Genomic DNA, 14791 nt, shown 5'->3' with positions numbered 1-14791 from the left:
TTCGCCCCCCGGCGCCCCGGGGGGGGGGGGGGGGGGGGCCCGGCGGGGGCCTAATCGGCCCCCCCCGCCGGGGGGGCCGGGCGGCGGCCGGGGCGCCCCCGGCCCCCCGGCGCCGCGCATCCCACCCCCGCGGAAGGTCGCGATTTGCCAAGCCATCCGGCCCCGCTATGGTCGGGTCGCCAGAATTGGAAGCACGGTGGAAGATATGCCTACGCGCGCGTGGAGCCCGGATTCCTGGCGGGCCATGCCGATCCGTCAGGTTCCCGACTATCCCGACCAGGCCCGCCTCAGGGCCATGGAGGAGAAGGTCGGCCGATTTCCACCCTTGGTGTTTGCAGGTGAGGCGGACCGGCTGAAGGCGCATCTCGCCAAGGCCGGGGACGGCGCGACCTTCGTGCTGCAGGGCGGCGATTGTGCGGAGAGCTTCGCCGAATTCCACGCCAACACCATCCGCGACACCTATCGGGTCCTGCTGCAGATGGCGGTGGTGCTGACCTTCGGCGCCGCGATGCCGGTGGTGAAGCTCGGCCGCATGGCCGGCCAGTTCGCCAAGCCGCGCAGCAGCGACACCGAGACGGTCGGCGAGGTCACGCTGCCCTCCTATCGCGGCGACATCATCAACGGCCCCGACTTCACCACCGAGGCCCGCAGCCCCGATCCCGGCCGGATGGAATTTGCCTATCTCCAGTCGGCCGCCACGCTGAACCTGCTGCGCGCCTTCTCGACCGGCGGCTATGCCGACCTGCACGAGGTGCATCGCTGGAACCTCGACTTCGCCAAGCGCAGCCCGCTCGCCGGCCGCTACGAGGACCTCGCGGTCCGCATCGACGAGACGCTGCGCTTCATGGGCGCCTGCGGGATGTCCGACCTGCCGCAGGTGCGGGAGACGGAGTTCTACACCTCCCACGAATCCCTGCTGCTCCCCTTCGAGGAGGCGATGACGCGCCAGCCCTCGACGCATCCGGGCAAGCATTACGCATGCAGCGCCCACTTCCTCTGGATCGGCGACCGCACCCGCCAGCCGGAGGGCGCGCATGTCGAGTTCATGCGCGGCATCGCCAACCCGATCGGGATGAAGGTCGGCCCGAGCATGGAGCCGGACGAGCTGGTGAAGCTCACCGAGATCCTGAACCCGGCGAACGAGAAGGGCCGCCTGACCCTGATCTCCCGCATGGGGGCGGAGAAGGTGGAGGCGAAGCTGCCGCCGCTGCTGCGCGCGGTGAAGAAGGCCGGGCGCAACGTGGTGTGGCTCTGCGATCCGATGCACGGCAACGGCGCCAAGGCCGGCGCCTACAAGACCCGCAGCTTCGATGCGATTCTCGCCGAGGTGAAGGGCTTCTTCGACTGCCATGCGGCCGAGGGCACCATCCCCGGCGGCGTGCATGTGGAGATGACCGGCCAGAACGTCACCGAATGCCTCGGCGGCGCGCATCGCCTGGTGGAGGCCGACCTCGCGCGCAACTACGCCACCTTCTGCGACCCGCGGCTGAACGCAGAGCAGTCGCTGGAGCTCGCCTTCCTCATCGCGGAGGAGCTGAAGGCCCGCCGGCCCGCCCCGGCGGTCCCCGCCCAGGCCGCGCAATGAGCGACGGTTCCAAACCGGCCGCGGTGGACGATGTGTCCATCGCGGCCCGGACGGACAGCTACTTCAACCGCACCAAGGCCATCGTCACCCGCTTCGGCGATTGCCGCGTCACCTACGCGGTGTTCCTCCGCCGCCCGGTGATCTCCGCCCCGCGCCTGGCCACCGACTGGCTGCAGGCGGTGGCGCGCGAGCGCGGCACGCGCTTCGACATCGAGGTGATGCACGAGGAAGGCGGCTGGGTCGGCGCCGGCGATCCGATCTTCTATCTCTCCGGCGCCTTCTCCCAGCTGGTGGATCTCGAGACGATCGTGCTGCAGAAGCTGGGCGCGGCCTGCGTCGCCGCGCACAACGCCTATCAGATGTGCTGCGAGCTGCCCGGCACGGCCTTCCTGGCGATGGAAGCGCGACACTGCGCCGGGCAGGAGATGCAGGAGATGATGGCCTATGCCGCGAGCGTCGGCGGCGCCGCGGCGAAGCGGGAAGGGGCGAAGGGCTTCGTCGGCAACGCCAATGACGCGACGGCGCACTGGTTCGGGCCTGGCCGCGGGCGGGGGACCATGCCGCACGCCCTGATCGGCTATGCGGGCTCCACGCTCCGCGCCGCCGAGATGTTTCACGAGACCTTCCCCGACCAGGACCTCACCGTGCTCACCGACTATTTCGGGCGCGAGGTCACGGACGGGCTGGAGGTCTGCCGGCGGTTCCCGGACCTCGCCGCGGCGGGGCGGATGGCGGTGCGGCTCGACACCCATGGCGGTCGCTTCATGGAAGGGCTCGACCCGGCCGAGAGCTACGCCGTGCTGGAACGCCACGCGCCGCAGGCGGTGCGCCGCTACCGCAGCGAGACGGAGCTGCGCCACCTCGTCGGCACCGGCGTCTCCGCCGCCGCCATCTGGCGCATGCGGGAGGCGCTGGACGAGGCCGGCTTCCACAAGGTGCGCATCGTCGCCTCCTCCGGCTTCGGCGTGCAGAAATGCCGCGTGATGGCCGAGGCGAAGGCGCCGATCGACGTGGTCGGCACGGGCAGCTTCATCCCCGATGCCTGGTCCGAGACCTACGCCACCGCCGACATCGTGGACTACGACGGCCAGGCGCGCGTGAAGATCGGCCGCGAGTTCCTGCTGCGCCACAATGGCGGGCGGAAGCGCAACGCCGGATGAGCCTCGCCGCCACGGCGGATCCGGCGCGCGAGAGGCGCGTCGGATACATCTGCGCGATCGCCGTGCTCTTCGTCTGGGTCGGGTTCCTGCTCGCCGCGCGGCTGTCCGTGAAGCAGGCAATGACGCCCTGGGACGTTGCCGCGCTGCGCTACGCGGGCGCCTTCGTGGGCGCGGTGCCGCTGGCGATGCTGCTCGGCTGGCCGCGCCTGCCGCCCCGGCGCATCGCGGCGATCGTCGCCACCGCGTCCCTGGGGTTCCCGCTGTTCTGCTACGCCGGCTTCGCCTTCGCGCCGGTCTCCCATGCGGGGGTGATGAATGCCGGGATGCTGCCCTTCCTGACGGCCGCACTCGGCGCGATCTGGCTGAACGAGGCCTGGACGCGCCGCCGCGCGCTCTCGCTGGCCGTGGTCGCGGGCGGCGTGGCGCTGCTCGCCTTCGACACCTTCGGCGGGTATCCGGGCTCCTGGCGGGGCGACCTGCTGCTGTTGGCCGGCGCCTCCTCCTGGGCGGTCTATACGACGCTGGTGAAGCTCTGGGGCATTTCGGCGATGGAGGCGACGCTGTCGGCCGCGCTCTGGGCGGCGCCGATCTACCTGCCGGTCTGGTGGCTGCTGCTGCCCTCCAACCTCGGCGCCGTGCCGCTCGGCGCGGCGGCCTTCCAATTCGTCTACCAAGGGTTCTGCGCGGTGCTGCTGGCCGGCTTTCTGTTCACCCGCGCCGTCACCGCCCTCGGCGCGCCCCGCACCACCACGATCACGGCCCTTGTCCCGGCCATGGCCGCGCTCGCCGCCTGGCCGCTGCTGGGCGAGGCGCTGGGCCTGGCCGGCCTCGTCGGGGTGGCGCTGGTTTCGGCCGGCATGATCCTTGGCGTCACGGGTCGCCTTCTGCGTTGACGTGCCGGGCCGCCGGGCCGATCACCCGGCGCGATCAGGAGCAGGACGGATGAGCGGCAGCGACGAGGACGAGGACCCCATCTTCTCCGAGGCGATCTCGGCCCCCGCGGGGCTGGCGGTGCGCATCCTGGACCTGTCCGGCGCCAATGGCTCGGACCCGGTCGAGGTGGTGCGCGGCTTCCGCAGCGTCGCCCATGCCAACGCCTTCGCCCGCCGCTATGTCCGCGACAGCCTGGACCGCTGCCGCACCGGCGGGGCGGAGCCCGAGGCCGTGCTGGAGGCCTGGTTCGCCTATGGCGAGGATGCCGAGGTGGTGGGCGCCGGCGACGACGCCTGGCGGAGCGCCGCGGAACTCCATGCCTTCGCCGAGCACCGCGCAGCCGATCCCGAGGACCGCAACTGGCGCGTCCTCGACCCGCGGCGCGAGGATGACGAGGAGGACGAGGAGTAGGCGCCGGGCAGCCGCCCGGCCGTGTCAGCCGGGCGTCACCAGCGCTGCTTCGCCGGCCCCACCCAGGCGGGTGCCGGGTACACGACCACCGGCGGCGGCGCGTAGACCACCGGCGGTGGCGCGTAGACCACCGGCGGGGGCGGGGCGTAGTACACGGGCGGCGGCGGCGGCGCGTAGTAGACCGGCGGCGGAGGCGGCGGCGCGTAATAGTAGGGCTGGGATGCGATCGCCGCCCCGATCCCGAGCCCCACGATGGCGCCCAGCGCAACGCCGGCGCCCGGCGCATAGCCCCGGTAGGGCGGCGGGTAATAGGCGCGCGGCGGCGCGTAATAGGCCCGCGGCGGGGGCGCATAACCCCAGCCGGGCCGCCCGCGCCAATCCGCCTGCGCCACCGGCGCGGCCAGCACCCCGGCCGCCATCACCCCGGCGAAGACCGCGCCGCGAACCGCCAGTGACCTGCCCATGCCCGGACCTCCGCAGCGATGCTGCCTGAAGCGCCATCAGACGACCCGATTGCGCCCGCATCAAGGCACTCCGCCTTGCCTTCCGGCCGTATCTGGCGTTCCTCTCGCCCCGCATGAAGGTCCGTTTCGCGCCCTCTCCCACGGGATTGCTGCATGTCGGCAATGCCCGCATCGCGCTCGCCAACTGGTGCCTCGCCCGGCGCCAGGGCGGGCGCTTCCTGCTGCGCCTGGACGACACCGACACCGAGCGCAGCAAGCCCGAATACGCCCAGGCGATCGAGGAGGACCTGCGCTGGCTCGGCCTCGACTGGGACGAGCTTCGGCGCCAGTCCGACCACATCCCCGCCTATGAGGCCGCCGCGGAACGTCTGAAGGCGTCCGGCCGGCTCTACCCCTGCCTCGAGACCGAGGAGGAGCTGGCCTACAAGCGCGAGCAGCGCATCCGCCAGCACAAGCCGCCGCTCTATGACCGCGCGGCGTTGAAGATGACGAAGGAGCAGCTCGACCGCGCCATCGCCAACGGCAAGCGGCCGCATTGGCGTTTCCTGCTTTCGGGCGGTTCCGTCTCCTGGCGCGACGGCGTGCTCGGCGAGCGCAGCGTGAAGCTGACCAGCCTGTCGGACCCGGTGCTGATCCGCGCCGATGGCAGCTTCCTCTACACTTTCACCTCCGTCGTGGACGACCTGGAGACGGGCATCACCGACGTGGTGCGCGGCGAGGACCACGTCACCAACACCGGCATCCAGCTCGATATCTTCGGGGCGTTGGGTGGGAATGCAGGGAAGCTGCGCTTCGCCCACCTGCCGCTGCTGACGGATGCGGATGGCGGGCCGCTGTCGAAGCGGACCGGCAGCGTCGGGTTGCGGCAGTTGCGGCGCGACGGCGTGGAGCCGGCGGCGCTGGCCGGTTACCTCGCCGCGCTGGGATCGAGCGGCGATCCGGTGCCCGGCATGCCCGCGGACCTCGCGCCGACCTACACGCTCGAACGAATCTCCAAGAGCGCGGCGCGCTTCGACACGAAGCAGCTGCTCGCGCTGAACCGGAAGTGGCTTCACGGCCTCGACTTCGCCGCCGTGCAGGAGCGCCTGCCGGAAGGATCGAACGAAAGATTCTGGATGGCGGTGCGCGGCAACCTCGACCTGTTCCGCGAAGTCCGTGATTGGTGGGACGTGGCGCAGGGTGATATCGTCCCGGCGGGCGAGCCCGCCGATGCCGAGCTTCTGCGCATCGCCGCCGCAACACTGCCCGAGGAGCCCTGGGATGAGGCCACCTGGCCGGCCTGGACCGCAACGCTGGCGGAGCGCACCGGGCGCAAGGGCAAGGCGCTGTACCTGCCGCTGCGCCGGGCGCTGACCGGCGAGGACCACGGCCCCGACCTCAAGGCTTTTCTTCCGTTGATCGGCCGCACGCGGGCGTTGAAGCGCCTGCGGCAGGCCGCGAGTTGAGATCCATGGAACTGCAGATCCACAACAGCGCGACGCGCCGCAAGGAGCGCTTCGTCCCGCTCGATCCGCACCATGTCCGCATCTATGTCTGCGGCCCGACCGTCTATGACCTCGCGCATCTCGGCAATGCGCGGCCGAACGTGGTGTTCGACGTGCTGGTGCGGCTGCTGCGGCGGCTGTATCCGAAGGTGACCTATGCGCGGAACATCACCGACGTCGAGGACAAGATCATCGACCGCGCGAAGGAAAGCGGGGAGGGGATCGCCGCGCTGACCGCGCGCACCACCGCCGACTTCCACCGCGACATGGCCGCCCTCGGCGTGCTGCCGCCGGATGTCGAGCCGCGCGCCACCGGCACCATCCCGGAGATGATCGCGCTGATCGAGCGCCTGATCGACAACGGCCACGCCTATGCGGCGGAAGGCCATGTGCTGTTCGCGGTCGGCAGCTTCGCCGAGTACGGAAAACTCTCCGGCCGCTCGCCGGACGAGTTGCTGGCCGGCGCGCGGGTGGAGGTCGCACCCTACAAGCGCGACCCCGGCGACTTCGTGCTGTGGAAGCCCTCCACGCCGGACCAGCCCGGCTGGGACAGCCCCTGGGGCCGCGGTCGGCCGGGCTGGCACATCGAATGCTCCGCGATGTCGTGGAAGCATCTCGGGCCGGATTTCGACATTCATGGCGGCGGGCAGGACCTGTTGTTCCCGCACCACGAGAACGAGGTCGCGCAGAGCCTCTGCGCCTTCCCCGGTTCGCACTTCGCGCGGTACTGGATGCACAACGGCATGCTGCTCGTGGACGGCGAGAAGATGTCGAAGTCGCTCGGCAATTTCCGGACGGTGCAGGATATTCTCGCGCTCGGACCTTGGGCGGGCGAGGCGTTTCGCCTGCTTCTGCTGAAGACGCAGTACCGGCAGGCGCTGGACTACACCGAGGCCGCCTTGCAGGAGGCGCGGAAGGAACTCGACCGCTTCTACCGCGCGCTGTCGAAGATGGCGGAGGTGACGCCGGAGCGCGGCGAGGAGCCGCACCCGGTGGAACAGCCGCCCTTCGAGCAGGCGCTGGCCGACGACCTGAACACGCCGCTGGCGCTGGCCTCGCTGCACTACCTGGTGTCGGCGACGAACGAGGCGCTGGCCACTGGCGATGACGCCGCGCTGCCGCATCTCAAAGGCCGCATCCTCGCGGCCGGTGCGGTATTGGGTATTCTGGGACACGATCCCCGGGATTGGTTCACGCAGACGATTTCTCCCGCGTTCATTCAATCTGGGAGCGGCGTTGGAGTACCCACGGTGTTGCTTGGCCCTGCGCTGCATCAAATCGAAGCCGCCATCGGCGCCCGCCTCACTGCGCGCCGCGAGAAAAACTGGGCCGAGGCCGACCGCATCCGCAAGGAACTCGCCGACCAGGGCATCCTGCTGGAGGACGGGCCGCAGGGCACCACCTGGCGACGGGCCTGATCCCTTGCCTTCCCGCGGTGGGAATGTTGGACACGAGGCTCCGGTCAACCACCGGAGTCTCCGCCATGATCCGCCTCTCTCTCCTCGCCGCCCTCGTCTTCGGCCTCGCCGCGCCGGCCTTCGCCCAGCATGCGGGCCACGGCGCGCCCCGGGCGGCCAACGAGCCCCCCAGCACCCGCGAATACCGCGCCATCAACGACCGCATGCATCGCGAGATGGCGGTGCGCTTCACCGGCGATGCCGACCGCGACTTCGCCGCCGCGATGATCCCGCACCACCAGGGCGCCATCGACATGGCGCGCGTGGTGCTCAGCCACGGCCGCGATCCGGAGATCCGCAAGCTGGCCGAGGAGATCATCCGCGCGCAGGAAGCCGAGATCGCCCAACTCCGCGCCTTCCTGGCGCGCCCACCGGCGCGGTGAGGCAGGGCGCTGCCAACGCAACGCGCGCGACCGCTCCCTCTCCCGCGAAGCGGGGGAGGGCCGGGGTGGGGGTTTCACGCGTTGCGGTCGTGCAGCGCCTCCGCGATCCGCTGCACGACGCCTTCCATGTTCCTCAGCACCTCATCATTCCAGAACCGCACGACCCGCCATCCCGCCGTGCGCAGCGTCGCATCGCGCACTGCATCCGCGTCCCCGCCATGCTGGCCGCCATCCACCTCCACGATCAGTCTCGCGCCAACGCAGGCGAAGTCCACGACGTAGGGCGGCACTGGATGCTGCCGCCGGAACGGCACGCCCAGCGCATCCGACCGCAGCGCCTGCCACAGGCGATGCTCGGCCAGCGTCTGGTCGCGGCGAAGCTTGCGAGCCCTGTGCCTGATCGGTGCGACCATGGCGCGGTTGTACCCCCACCCCGACCCTCCCCCGCAAGCGGGAGAGGGAGACACGCGCGCCCCCCCTTCCTCTCCCGCCCGGGCGGGGGGGTCAACGCGTCGCGTTGGACGCCGAAGTTGCGGCAGATTGCTGCCGCTTACCGAGGCTGGTCGGGGTGGGGGTGGGCCGCGACCAAACAGCAAAGTCCGCTCCCCCCATGACCGGCGGCCGTCCCGTCGGCGGGGCGCTGCTCACGCCCCCGCCCGGCGAATCCCCCATCGTCGTGCTCGTCCGCCCGCAGATGGCCGCGAATATCGGCACCGCAGCGCGCGCCATGGCCAATGGCGGGCTCTTCCACTTGCGCATCGTCGCGCCGCGCGACGGATGGCCGCAGCCCAATGCCTATGCCGCCGCCTCCGGGGCCGATGCGATCCTCGACGCGGCCACGGTCCACCCGGACATCCGCAGCGCGGTCGCCGATTGCCACCGTGTCTTCGGCACCTGCCCGCGCCCGCGCCATGTGATCATTCCCATCCGGGACGCCCGCGCGGCCGCCGAGGATTTTCGGGAGATCAACGCGCGCGGCCTGCGCCTCGCCGTGCTGTTCGGCCCCGAGCGCGCGGGGCTCGAGGCCGACGACCTCGCGCAATGCGACACGCTGATCCGCTATCCGCTGAACCCGCAGCACAACTCGCTGAACCTGGCCCAGGCCGTGATGATCCTTGCGTACGAATGGTGGATGCAGGCCGAGTCCACGGCACCACGCACGCTCCAGACGAACGAGACGCGCATCGCGACGAAGGGCGAACTGGAGAAATTCCTCGACCGCCTGATCGCGGAGCTCGACGCCGCCGGCTTCCTGCACAACCCGCCGAAGCGCCCGGGCATGGTGCGCAACCTGCGCCACTGGTTCGAGCGCGGCGAGGTGACGGAGCAGGAGCTGCGCACGCTGCACGGCGTGGTGACGGAACTCGCGCGCGGCCGCATGGTGCGCGGCCGCTTCGCCGGCGACGTGCCCGACCCGCCCTGGGAGGAGAAGACGTGATCCATCCGGACGGAACGCCCATCGCGCCGCTGCCCGACCTCCGCTTCGTGGCGCTGGACGCTTCCGCGCTCGGCCTCGAAGGCCCGCGCATGTCCTACATGGAAGCCGGCGAGAGCACCCAGCGCACCGTGCTCTGCCTGCACGGCATCGGCGCCAATGCCATGGGCTGGCGCTTCATGCTCGCGGGGCTCGCCAGCCGCGCGCGCGTCATCGCCTGGAATGCGCCGGGCTACATGCTGTCCGACAATTTCGCGACGTCCGCGCCCACGCCCGGCCAGTACGCGGAGGCCGCGGTCGCGCTGCTCGATGCGCTGCATGTGAAGGGGCCGGTGCATGTGCTCGGCTCCTCCTTCGGCTCGATGCTGGCCGCATGCCTCGCCGCGCGGCACCCGCAGCGCGTCGCGCGCATGGTGCTGCTCGGCACATCGCGCGGGCAGCGCTGGAAGGGCAGGGAGGAACGCGCGCGCATGCTGGCGATGCGCGAGGCCTCCATCGCCAGCGGCCCGCTCGACCTTGCCGCCACGCGCAGCGGCAACCTGGTCGCCGCCGGCACGCCGGAGCCTGTGCGCGCGCTCGTCCGAAACATTGTCGCGGCGACGCAGCCGCGCGGCTACCTGCAGGCCGCGCGCTGCACCGATCCGGTGGACGTGGTCGAGGATTTCGCGCCGCGCATCACGGCGCCGACGCTCTGCGTCACCGGCGATTCCGATGGCGTGAACCCGCCGCCCGTCGGCCGCGCGGTGGCGGAGGCGATCACCGGCGCGCGCTTCGTCAGCCCGGAGAAGTGCGGCCACCTGCCGGAGCTTGAGTATCCCGCCCGCACCCTTACCCTGGTGCGCGAGCATTTCTTCGGGGACCTGCCGTGATCCATCGCCGCGCGCTGCTCGCCACGCTTGCCCTGCCCGCCGTCGCGCGCGCGCAGACTACGTCCTTCCCGACGCGCCAGGTGCGCATCGTCGTGCCCTTTCCGCCGGGCGGCGGGCTGGATGCGCTGGCGCGTGCGATCGCCGACAGGCTGCAGGCGGAATGGGGCCAGCCGGTGGTGGTGGACAACCGCCCCGGCGGGTCCACCGTGCCCGGCACCGACATCGTCGCGAAGGCGCCACCGGACGGACACACCCTGCTGATCACCGCCGACAACTCGATCACGTCCAACCCGATCCTGATCCCTGGCCTGCCCTACGACCCGATGCGGGACCTGGCGCCGATCACGCTGCTGGTGGACGTGCACCAGATGGTGCTGGTGAACCCCGCCGTCGGCGCCAACACGATGGCGGAGCTCGTCGCCGCCGCGCGCGCCAATCCGGGCAAGCTCAATTTCGGCTCCTACGGCAATGCCAGCCAGCCGCATCTCGCCTTCGGCGCGCTGATGGCGAAGGAGCGGATCGAGATGGTGCATGTGCCCTATCGCGGCCTGACGCCGGCGGTGATGGCGACGCTGGCGGGCGAGGTGCAGATGACGCTGGCCGGCATCGCCTCCGGTGCGGCGCATATCCGCGCCGGCACGCTGAAGGCGCTGGCGGTCGGCAAGCCGACGCGGTTCGAGGCGTTGCCCGATGTGCCGACGCTGAAGGAGGCCGGCTACGACGACATCGACCCGCGCACCTGGTTCGGCGCCTTCGCCCCCGCGGGCACGCCGCCCGAGCTGCTGCTGCGCCTGCATGCCGCGATCGCGGCCGCGATGGCCACGCCCATGGTGCGCGACCGGCATCTGGCGCCGGCAGGCTACACCGTGCATCTCACCACGCCCGAGGCGACGGCGGCCTTCCTGCGCGAGGACCTGGAGTACAAGCGCCGCCTGATCGCCGCCGCGGGGATCAAGGCGGAGTAGGCTCTTTCCCTCCCCCGCTGTGCGGGGGAGGGTCGGGATGGGGGCTCGACCGACCCTTGGCGCCGGTCTCCTACCCCAGCTTCTTCGCCAGCTTCCGCGCCAGCAGATAGCCCAGCAGCCCGCCCGCCGGCGCGCCGGGGAGGGCCAGCAGCCAGCCGATATGGATGCCGTCGGCCACCAGCCCCATGCCGATGCCGAACATCAGCCCGCCCACCAGGCTGCCCGTCACGCCCGCCGTCAGGCCGAGCACCAGTATATCCGAACGCGTCACCATGGCCGCCGAGTAGGGGAGGGGCCCGCGGTTTGACAAGCCGGGGCCCCGCCGCCTATAGCCGCGCCTCCTTCCGGGAACGCGGACGGCGGTTGATCCGCCGCGCCCGCCCTCCGGGCCGAAAGGCCCTTTGGGACTACCGGGACAACCAGGGCGCTTCAGCGCCCGCAAGATGAAGGACCGGCGCCGAGAGGCCCGGCAGGTAAAGCGCATGAGCAAGCGCGCCGAATCCAAGTACAAGATCAACCGCCGCCTGGGCGTGAACCTCTGGGGCCGCGCCAAGTCCCCGGTCGCCAAGCGCGAATACGGCCCCGGCCAGCACGGCCAGCGCCGCAAGCAGAAGCCCACCGACTACGGCGTGCAGCTGATGGCCAAGCAGAAGCTCAAGGGCTACTACGGCAACATCGGCGAGAAGCAGTTCCGCAAGTACTACGAGGAAGCCGTGCGCCGGAAGGGCGACACCTCGGAGAACCTGATCGAGCTGCTCGAGCGGCGCCTGGACACCGTGATCTACCGCATGAAGTTCGCCGTCACGCCCTTCGCGGCGCGGCAGTTCGTGAACCACGGCCATGTCACGGTGAACGGCAAGCGGCTCAACATCCCCTCCTACCTCGTCAAGGACACCGACGTGATCGAGGTGAAGGAGAAGTCGAAGCAGATGACCGCGCTGCTCGACGCCGCGCAGTCCGGCGAGCGCGACGTGCCCGAGTATATCGAGGTGGACCACCGCGCCATGCGCGGCCGCGTCCTGCGCGCCCCGAAGCTCTCGGACGTGCCCTATCCGGTGCAGATGGAGCCGAACCTGGTCGTCGAGTTCTACTCGCGCTGATTCTTTTGTTCGTCCGCCATCTGGGCGGACACGGCCAGGCAGACGCCGGTCCCGCGAGGGGCCGGCGTTTCGCGTTTCAGCGCCGGAGCGCCACCACCGCGTCCCGGCACGCCGCCATCGCCGCGGCCCGGTCGCCCGCCATCGAGACCGGCGCCCCGATCCGCACCCGAAGCTTCCCCGGCCGCGGCCAGCGCCGCGTCGCGGGCCACGCCTCGAAGGCGCCCTCGATCCAGCAGGGCACCACCGGCACGCCGGTGCCGGCCAGCAGCATCGCCAGCCCCGGCTGGAATTCGCCCATCTCCCCCGTGCGGCTGCGCGTGCCTTCCGGGAACAGGATGTAGACCAGCCCGTCCTCCACCAGCCGCGTCCGCAGCGCCGCCATCTCCCCGCGCTTCGTCCTGCCCCGCCAGATCGGGAAGGCGTTGATCGCATAGGCGGCGAAGGCCGCGCCGGCGCCGGAGCCGAAGAACACCTCCCCCGCCGCCAGGGCATGGGTGCGCCGCGCCGCGTCGCCGCGCAGGATGCTCGCCAGCACCAGCGCATCCAGGTGGCTCGCATGGTTGCCGATCAGGACGAAAGGCGCGGCGGGGAGGTTCTCGCGCCCCTCCACCTCCAGCCGGTGGAACAGGCGAAAGTAAAGCCGCAGCAGCCAGCGCCAGGTGGCGTTGGCGGCCATGCCGAACAGCCCGCGCTCGCGGCTCAGGCTGCGCAGCCGCTCGCCGGGCGCCAGGCCGAGGTCGCGGGCGGGGCGAAGCTGCCAGTCCATCTCAGCCCCCGGTGATCAGCCGCGTCGGCTGGTCCAGGCCGAAGCCCACGAAGTAGCCGATGAAGTGGAACACCGCCGGCGCAACCAGCAGCAGCGAGTTGAAGCGGTCGAGGATGCCGCCATGGCCCGGCAGCACCGCGCCCATGTCCTTGATGCCGATGTCGCGCTTGATCGAGGACAGCATCAGGTCGCCCATCTGCCCGGCCACGCTCACCAGCACGCCGAGCAGCACCAGCCAGTACCAGCGGTCCATCGGCGTGCCCTGGTAGATCGCGCCGGCCAGCAGCGCGACGACCGTCGCGGTGATGCAGACCGCGCCGAGCGCGCCCGAGATGGTCTTGTTCGGGCTCGTCGCCGGCAGCAGCTTCGGCCCGCCGATCAGCTTGCCGCAGGTGAAGGCCGCGCAGTCGTTCAGCGCCACCGCGGTCATCAGCAGCAGAACGATCGGGCGGTAGTTCGCGTCGTTCGCCATGTAGCCGAGATGCGCGAAGCCCGCGCCGAACAGCATGAAGCCCAGCACCGCCAGCCCGACGCGCTGGATGTAGCCGGCGGGGCGGTCGAGCGGGATCGTCGCCACCGCCAGCACGCTGACCGACAGCGTCCAGAGCGCGACGAAGAAGCCGTACCAGTGGTCCAGCGCCGCGAAGTTCACCGCGAGGATGCCGATCACGACGAAGGCCGAGAGCAGGTGCTCGCGGAACAGCCCCGTGGCGCGCGCGTATTCGCGATAGCAGAGCAGGCCGAGCACGGTGACGAGGGCGATTGTCGCGACGCGCCCGGCCAGCACCGGCCCCATCATCAGCGGCAGCAGCACGCACCAGGAGCCGAAGCGGAGCCAGAGTTCGCGCCGGAAGTCGGGCCGCGCGCGGCCGGGGGGGGGGGGGGAGCCGATCGCGCCCGCCGCTCCGGCCAGCACCAGCAGCGTGGCGACGACGATCCAGACGGTGACCGGATGGGCGAAGGCGGTGCTCATCGGGCGGCCTTCAGCGCGTGCCACGCGCCCGAAAGGCGCCGCCAGGCGGTCAGCAGCGACAGCGCCAGGATGACCCAAAGCGCGAGGGCGGGGAGGGGCGCCGTCCAGGCCAGCGGCAGCAGGGCGCAGGCCACGGCCAGGGCGGTGACCAGCGCCATGCGGTGCTGCTTGGCCATCGGCCCCCGAAAGTCGCTCGGTGCGCCGGCGGCCTTGCCGACCGCGCGGACATAGGCCGTCGCCATCGCCGCCAGTGCCGCCGCGAGGCCGAGCGCCGGGCTGCCCGCCGCGACGCCGAGACCGAGCAGCACCGCCGTGTCGGAGACGCGGTCCGGGACCTCGTTGAACAGTTCGCCCGCCGGAGAGGCGATGCCTCGGCCGATCGCCACCATCCCGTCCAGCAGGTTGGCGGCGAGGCGCAGCTGGATCAGGAGCGCGCCCGCCAGCCAGAGCGGCCGCGCCGCCTCCGGCCACCACGCCGTGCCGGCGAGGCAGAGCCCCGCGCCGATGCCGGCCGCCATGCCTGCCAGAGATATCCCGTCCGCCGAAGCGCCGCGCGCTACCAGCCAAGCGGCGATGCGCTGGGTGATGCCAAGGTCTCGCGCCGCGATCGGGCGACGGTCTGCTGTGCTGGTCATGCGGTCCTCGTTGTCGCGTGAAGGATCGCATGGGCAGACGCGGCGGGTATGTCGCTGCGTTGCGCGCCGTGTTGCAAGCGTTGCGCGACGCGGCCCGTACGCGAAAAGGGCGGCGCCGACAGGCGCCCCCCCCCCCCGTGCGGGCCCCCCGGCGCGGTCCGGGGCCGGGGG

17 protein-coding genes are annotated in these 14791 nt (G+C 71.4%); 11 read left to right on the top strand and 6 right to left on the bottom strand.

The annotated features are described in order from the left end of the window. Positions 1 to 205: 205 nt before the first annotated feature. From AC1MIR_RS15850 to AC1MIR_RS15835, 4 genes are read left to right on the top strand one after another with little or no spacing between them, the layout of a single operon-like run. Positions 206 to 1585, top strand: coding sequence for a class II 3-deoxy-7-phosphoheptulonate synthase (locus AC1MIR_RS15850; RefSeq protein ID WP_480029553.1), 1380 nt, complete (start codon positions 206 to 208; stop codon positions 1583 to 1585). Next, entirely contained in the window at positions 1582 to 2745 is a 1164-nt protein-coding gene (locus tag AC1MIR_RS15845) for a nicotinate phosphoribosyltransferase (protein ID WP_480029153.1), read from the top strand. Before AC1MIR_RS15850 ends, AC1MIR_RS15845 begins: the two co-directional genes overlap by 4 nt. Next, complete coding sequence (locus tag AC1MIR_RS15840) at positions 2742 to 3638, top strand: DMT family transporter (RefSeq protein ID WP_480029152.1); 897 nt, start codon at positions 2742 to 2744, stop codon at positions 3636 to 3638. The genes AC1MIR_RS15845 and AC1MIR_RS15840 overlap by 4 nt, the downstream gene beginning before the upstream one ends. Positions 3639 to 3687: 49 nt before the next feature. Continuing rightward, positions 3688 to 4089, top strand: coding sequence for a hypothetical protein (locus AC1MIR_RS15835; protein ID WP_480029151.1), 402 nt, complete (start codon positions 3688 to 3690; stop codon positions 4087 to 4089). 35 nt (positions 4090 to 4124) lie between these two features. Here the strand turns inward: AC1MIR_RS15835 and AC1MIR_RS15830 are convergent, their stop codons facing one another. Further along, positions 4125 to 4553, bottom strand: a complete 429-nt coding sequence (locus tag AC1MIR_RS15830) for a hypothetical protein (RefSeq protein WP_480029150.1) — start codon at positions 4551 to 4553, stop codon at positions 4125 to 4127. 113 nt (positions 4554 to 4666) lie between these two features. Between AC1MIR_RS15830 and gltX the strand changes: the two genes are divergently transcribed. From gltX to copM, 3 genes are all read left to right on the top strand, one after another. Continuing rightward, a complete protein-coding gene (gene gltX, locus AC1MIR_RS15825; protein ID WP_480029149.1) occupies positions 4667 to 5998 on the top strand; it encodes a glutamate--tRNA ligase in 1332 nt (443 codons plus the stop codon). A gap of 5 nt (positions 5999 to 6003) precedes the next feature. Beyond that, entirely contained in the window at positions 6004 to 7455 is a 1452-nt protein-coding gene (cysS, locus tag AC1MIR_RS15820) for a cysteine--tRNA ligase (RefSeq protein ID WP_480029148.1), read from the top strand. Positions 7456 to 7520: 65 nt separating this feature from the next. Beyond that, positions 7521 to 7877, top strand: coding sequence for a CopM family metallochaperone (gene copM, locus AC1MIR_RS15815; RefSeq protein ID WP_480029147.1), 357 nt, complete (start codon positions 7521 to 7523; stop codon positions 7875 to 7877). Between the two features lie 74 nt (positions 7878 to 7951). Here the strand turns inward: copM and AC1MIR_RS15810 are convergent, their stop codons facing one another. Beyond that, positions 7952 to 8290: an endonuclease domain-containing protein gene (locus AC1MIR_RS15810; RefSeq protein WP_480029146.1), complete on the bottom strand. Its 339-nt coding sequence runs from the start codon at positions 8288 to 8290 to the stop codon at positions 7952 to 7954. Between the two features lie 197 nt (positions 8291 to 8487). Between AC1MIR_RS15810 and AC1MIR_RS15805 the strand changes: the two genes are divergently transcribed. The 3 genes from AC1MIR_RS15805 to AC1MIR_RS15795 are packed head-to-tail and all read left to right on the top strand — an operon-like array spanning position 8488 to position 11146. Further along, positions 8488 to 9315 (top strand): RNA methyltransferase, encoded by an 828-nt coding sequence (locus AC1MIR_RS15805; RefSeq protein ID WP_480029145.1) that lies wholly within the window; start codon positions 8488 to 8490, stop codon positions 9313 to 9315. Continuing rightward, entirely contained in the window at positions 9312 to 10181 is an 870-nt protein-coding gene (locus tag AC1MIR_RS15800; RefSeq protein WP_480029144.1) for an alpha/beta fold hydrolase, read from the top strand. The genes AC1MIR_RS15805 and AC1MIR_RS15800 overlap by 4 nt, the downstream gene beginning before the upstream one ends. Next, positions 10178 to 11146, top strand: a complete 969-nt coding sequence (locus tag AC1MIR_RS15795) for a Bug family tripartite tricarboxylate transporter substrate binding protein (RefSeq protein ID WP_480029143.1) — start codon at positions 10178 to 10180, stop codon at positions 11144 to 11146. Before AC1MIR_RS15800 ends, AC1MIR_RS15795 begins: the two co-directional genes overlap by 4 nt. Before the next feature lie 70 nt (positions 11147 to 11216). On the opposite strand, the gene AC1MIR_RS15790 is transcribed toward AC1MIR_RS15795, so the two are convergent. Continuing rightward, positions 11217 to 11420: a hypothetical protein gene (locus tag AC1MIR_RS15790; RefSeq protein WP_480029142.1), complete on the bottom strand. Its 204-nt coding sequence runs from the start codon at positions 11418 to 11420 to the stop codon at positions 11217 to 11219. 208 nt (positions 11421 to 11628) lie between these two features. Between AC1MIR_RS15790 and rpsD the strand changes: the two genes are divergently transcribed. Continuing rightward, positions 11629 to 12246 (top strand): 30S ribosomal protein S4, encoded by a 618-nt coding sequence (gene rpsD / locus AC1MIR_RS15785; protein WP_480029141.1) that lies wholly within the window; start codon positions 11629 to 11631, stop codon positions 12244 to 12246. Between the two features lie 76 nt (positions 12247 to 12322). On the opposite strand, the gene AC1MIR_RS15780 is transcribed toward rpsD, so the two are convergent. The 3 genes from AC1MIR_RS15780 to AC1MIR_RS15770 are packed head-to-tail and all read right to left on the bottom strand — an operon-like array spanning position 12323 to position 14620. After that, positions 12323 to 13012: a lysophospholipid acyltransferase family protein gene (locus AC1MIR_RS15780; protein WP_480029140.1), complete on the bottom strand. Its 690-nt coding sequence runs from the start codon at positions 13010 to 13012 to the stop codon at positions 12323 to 12325. A gap of 1 nt (position 13013) precedes the next feature. After that, on the bottom strand, positions 13014 to 13985 hold the full coding sequence (locus AC1MIR_RS15775) for a phosphatidate cytidylyltransferase (RefSeq protein WP_480029139.1): 972 nt from the start codon (positions 13983 to 13985) through the stop codon (positions 13014 to 13016). After that, on the bottom strand, positions 13982 to 14620 hold the full coding sequence (locus AC1MIR_RS15770) for a CDP-alcohol phosphatidyltransferase family protein (protein ID WP_480029138.1): 639 nt from the start codon (positions 14618 to 14620) through the stop codon (positions 13982 to 13984). The genes AC1MIR_RS15775 and AC1MIR_RS15770 overlap by 4 nt, the downstream gene beginning before the upstream one ends. Positions 14621 to 14791: the final 171 nt, after the last annotated feature.

Source organism: Falsiroseomonas sp. RANM36 (assembly GCF_056682175.1).
Note: the sequence above shows the minus strand (reverse complement) of the source record. Positions and strands in the feature narration are given on the sequence as shown.

Coding starts and splice junctions, on each gene's coding strand:
- AC1MIR_RS15850 (WP_480029553.1), top strand. CDS start 206: ATGCCTACGCGCGCGTGGAGCCCGGATTCCTGGCGGGCCATGCCGATC.
- AC1MIR_RS15845 (WP_480029153.1), top strand. CDS start 1,582: ATGAGCGACGGTTCCAAACCGGCCGCGGTGGACGATGTGTCCATCGCG.
- AC1MIR_RS15840 (WP_480029152.1), top strand. CDS start 2,742: ATGAGCCTCGCCGCCACGGCGGATCCGGCGCGCGAGAGGCGCGTCGGA.
- AC1MIR_RS15835 (WP_480029151.1), top strand. CDS start 3,688: ATGAGCGGCAGCGACGAGGACGAGGACCCCATCTTCTCCGAGGCGATC.
- AC1MIR_RS15830 (WP_480029150.1), bottom strand. CDS start 4,553: ATGGGCAGGTCACTGGCGGTTCGCGGCGCGGTCTTCGCCGGGGTGATG.
- gltX (WP_480029149.1), top strand. CDS start 4,667: ATGAAGGTCCGTTTCGCGCCCTCTCCCACGGGATTGCTGCATGTCGGC.
- cysS (WP_480029148.1), top strand. CDS start 6,004: ATGGAACTGCAGATCCACAACAGCGCGACGCGCCGCAAGGAGCGCTTC.
- copM (WP_480029147.1), top strand. CDS start 7,521: ATGATCCGCCTCTCTCTCCTCGCCGCCCTCGTCTTCGGCCTCGCCGCG.
- AC1MIR_RS15810 (WP_480029146.1), bottom strand. CDS start 8,290: ATGGTCGCACCGATCAGGCACAGGGCTCGCAAGCTTCGCCGCGACCAG.
- AC1MIR_RS15805 (WP_480029145.1), top strand. CDS start 8,488: ATGACCGGCGGCCGTCCCGTCGGCGGGGCGCTGCTCACGCCCCCGCCC.
- AC1MIR_RS15790 (WP_480029142.1), bottom strand. CDS start 11,420: ATGGTGACGCGTTCGGATATACTGGTGCTCGGCCTGACGGCGGGCGTG.
- rpsD (WP_480029141.1), top strand. CDS start 11,629: ATGAGCAAGCGCGCCGAATCCAAGTACAAGATCAACCGCCGCCTGGGC.
- AC1MIR_RS15780 (WP_480029140.1), bottom strand. CDS start 13,012: ATGGACTGGCAGCTTCGCCCCGCCCGCGACCTCGGCCTGGCGCCCGGC.
- AC1MIR_RS15775 (WP_480029139.1), bottom strand. CDS start 13,985: ATGAGCACCGCCTTCGCCCATCCGGTCACCGTCTGGATCGTCGTCGCC.
- AC1MIR_RS15770 (WP_480029138.1), bottom strand. CDS start 14,620: ATGACCAGCACAGCAGACCGTCGCCCGATCGCGGCGCGAGACCTTGGC.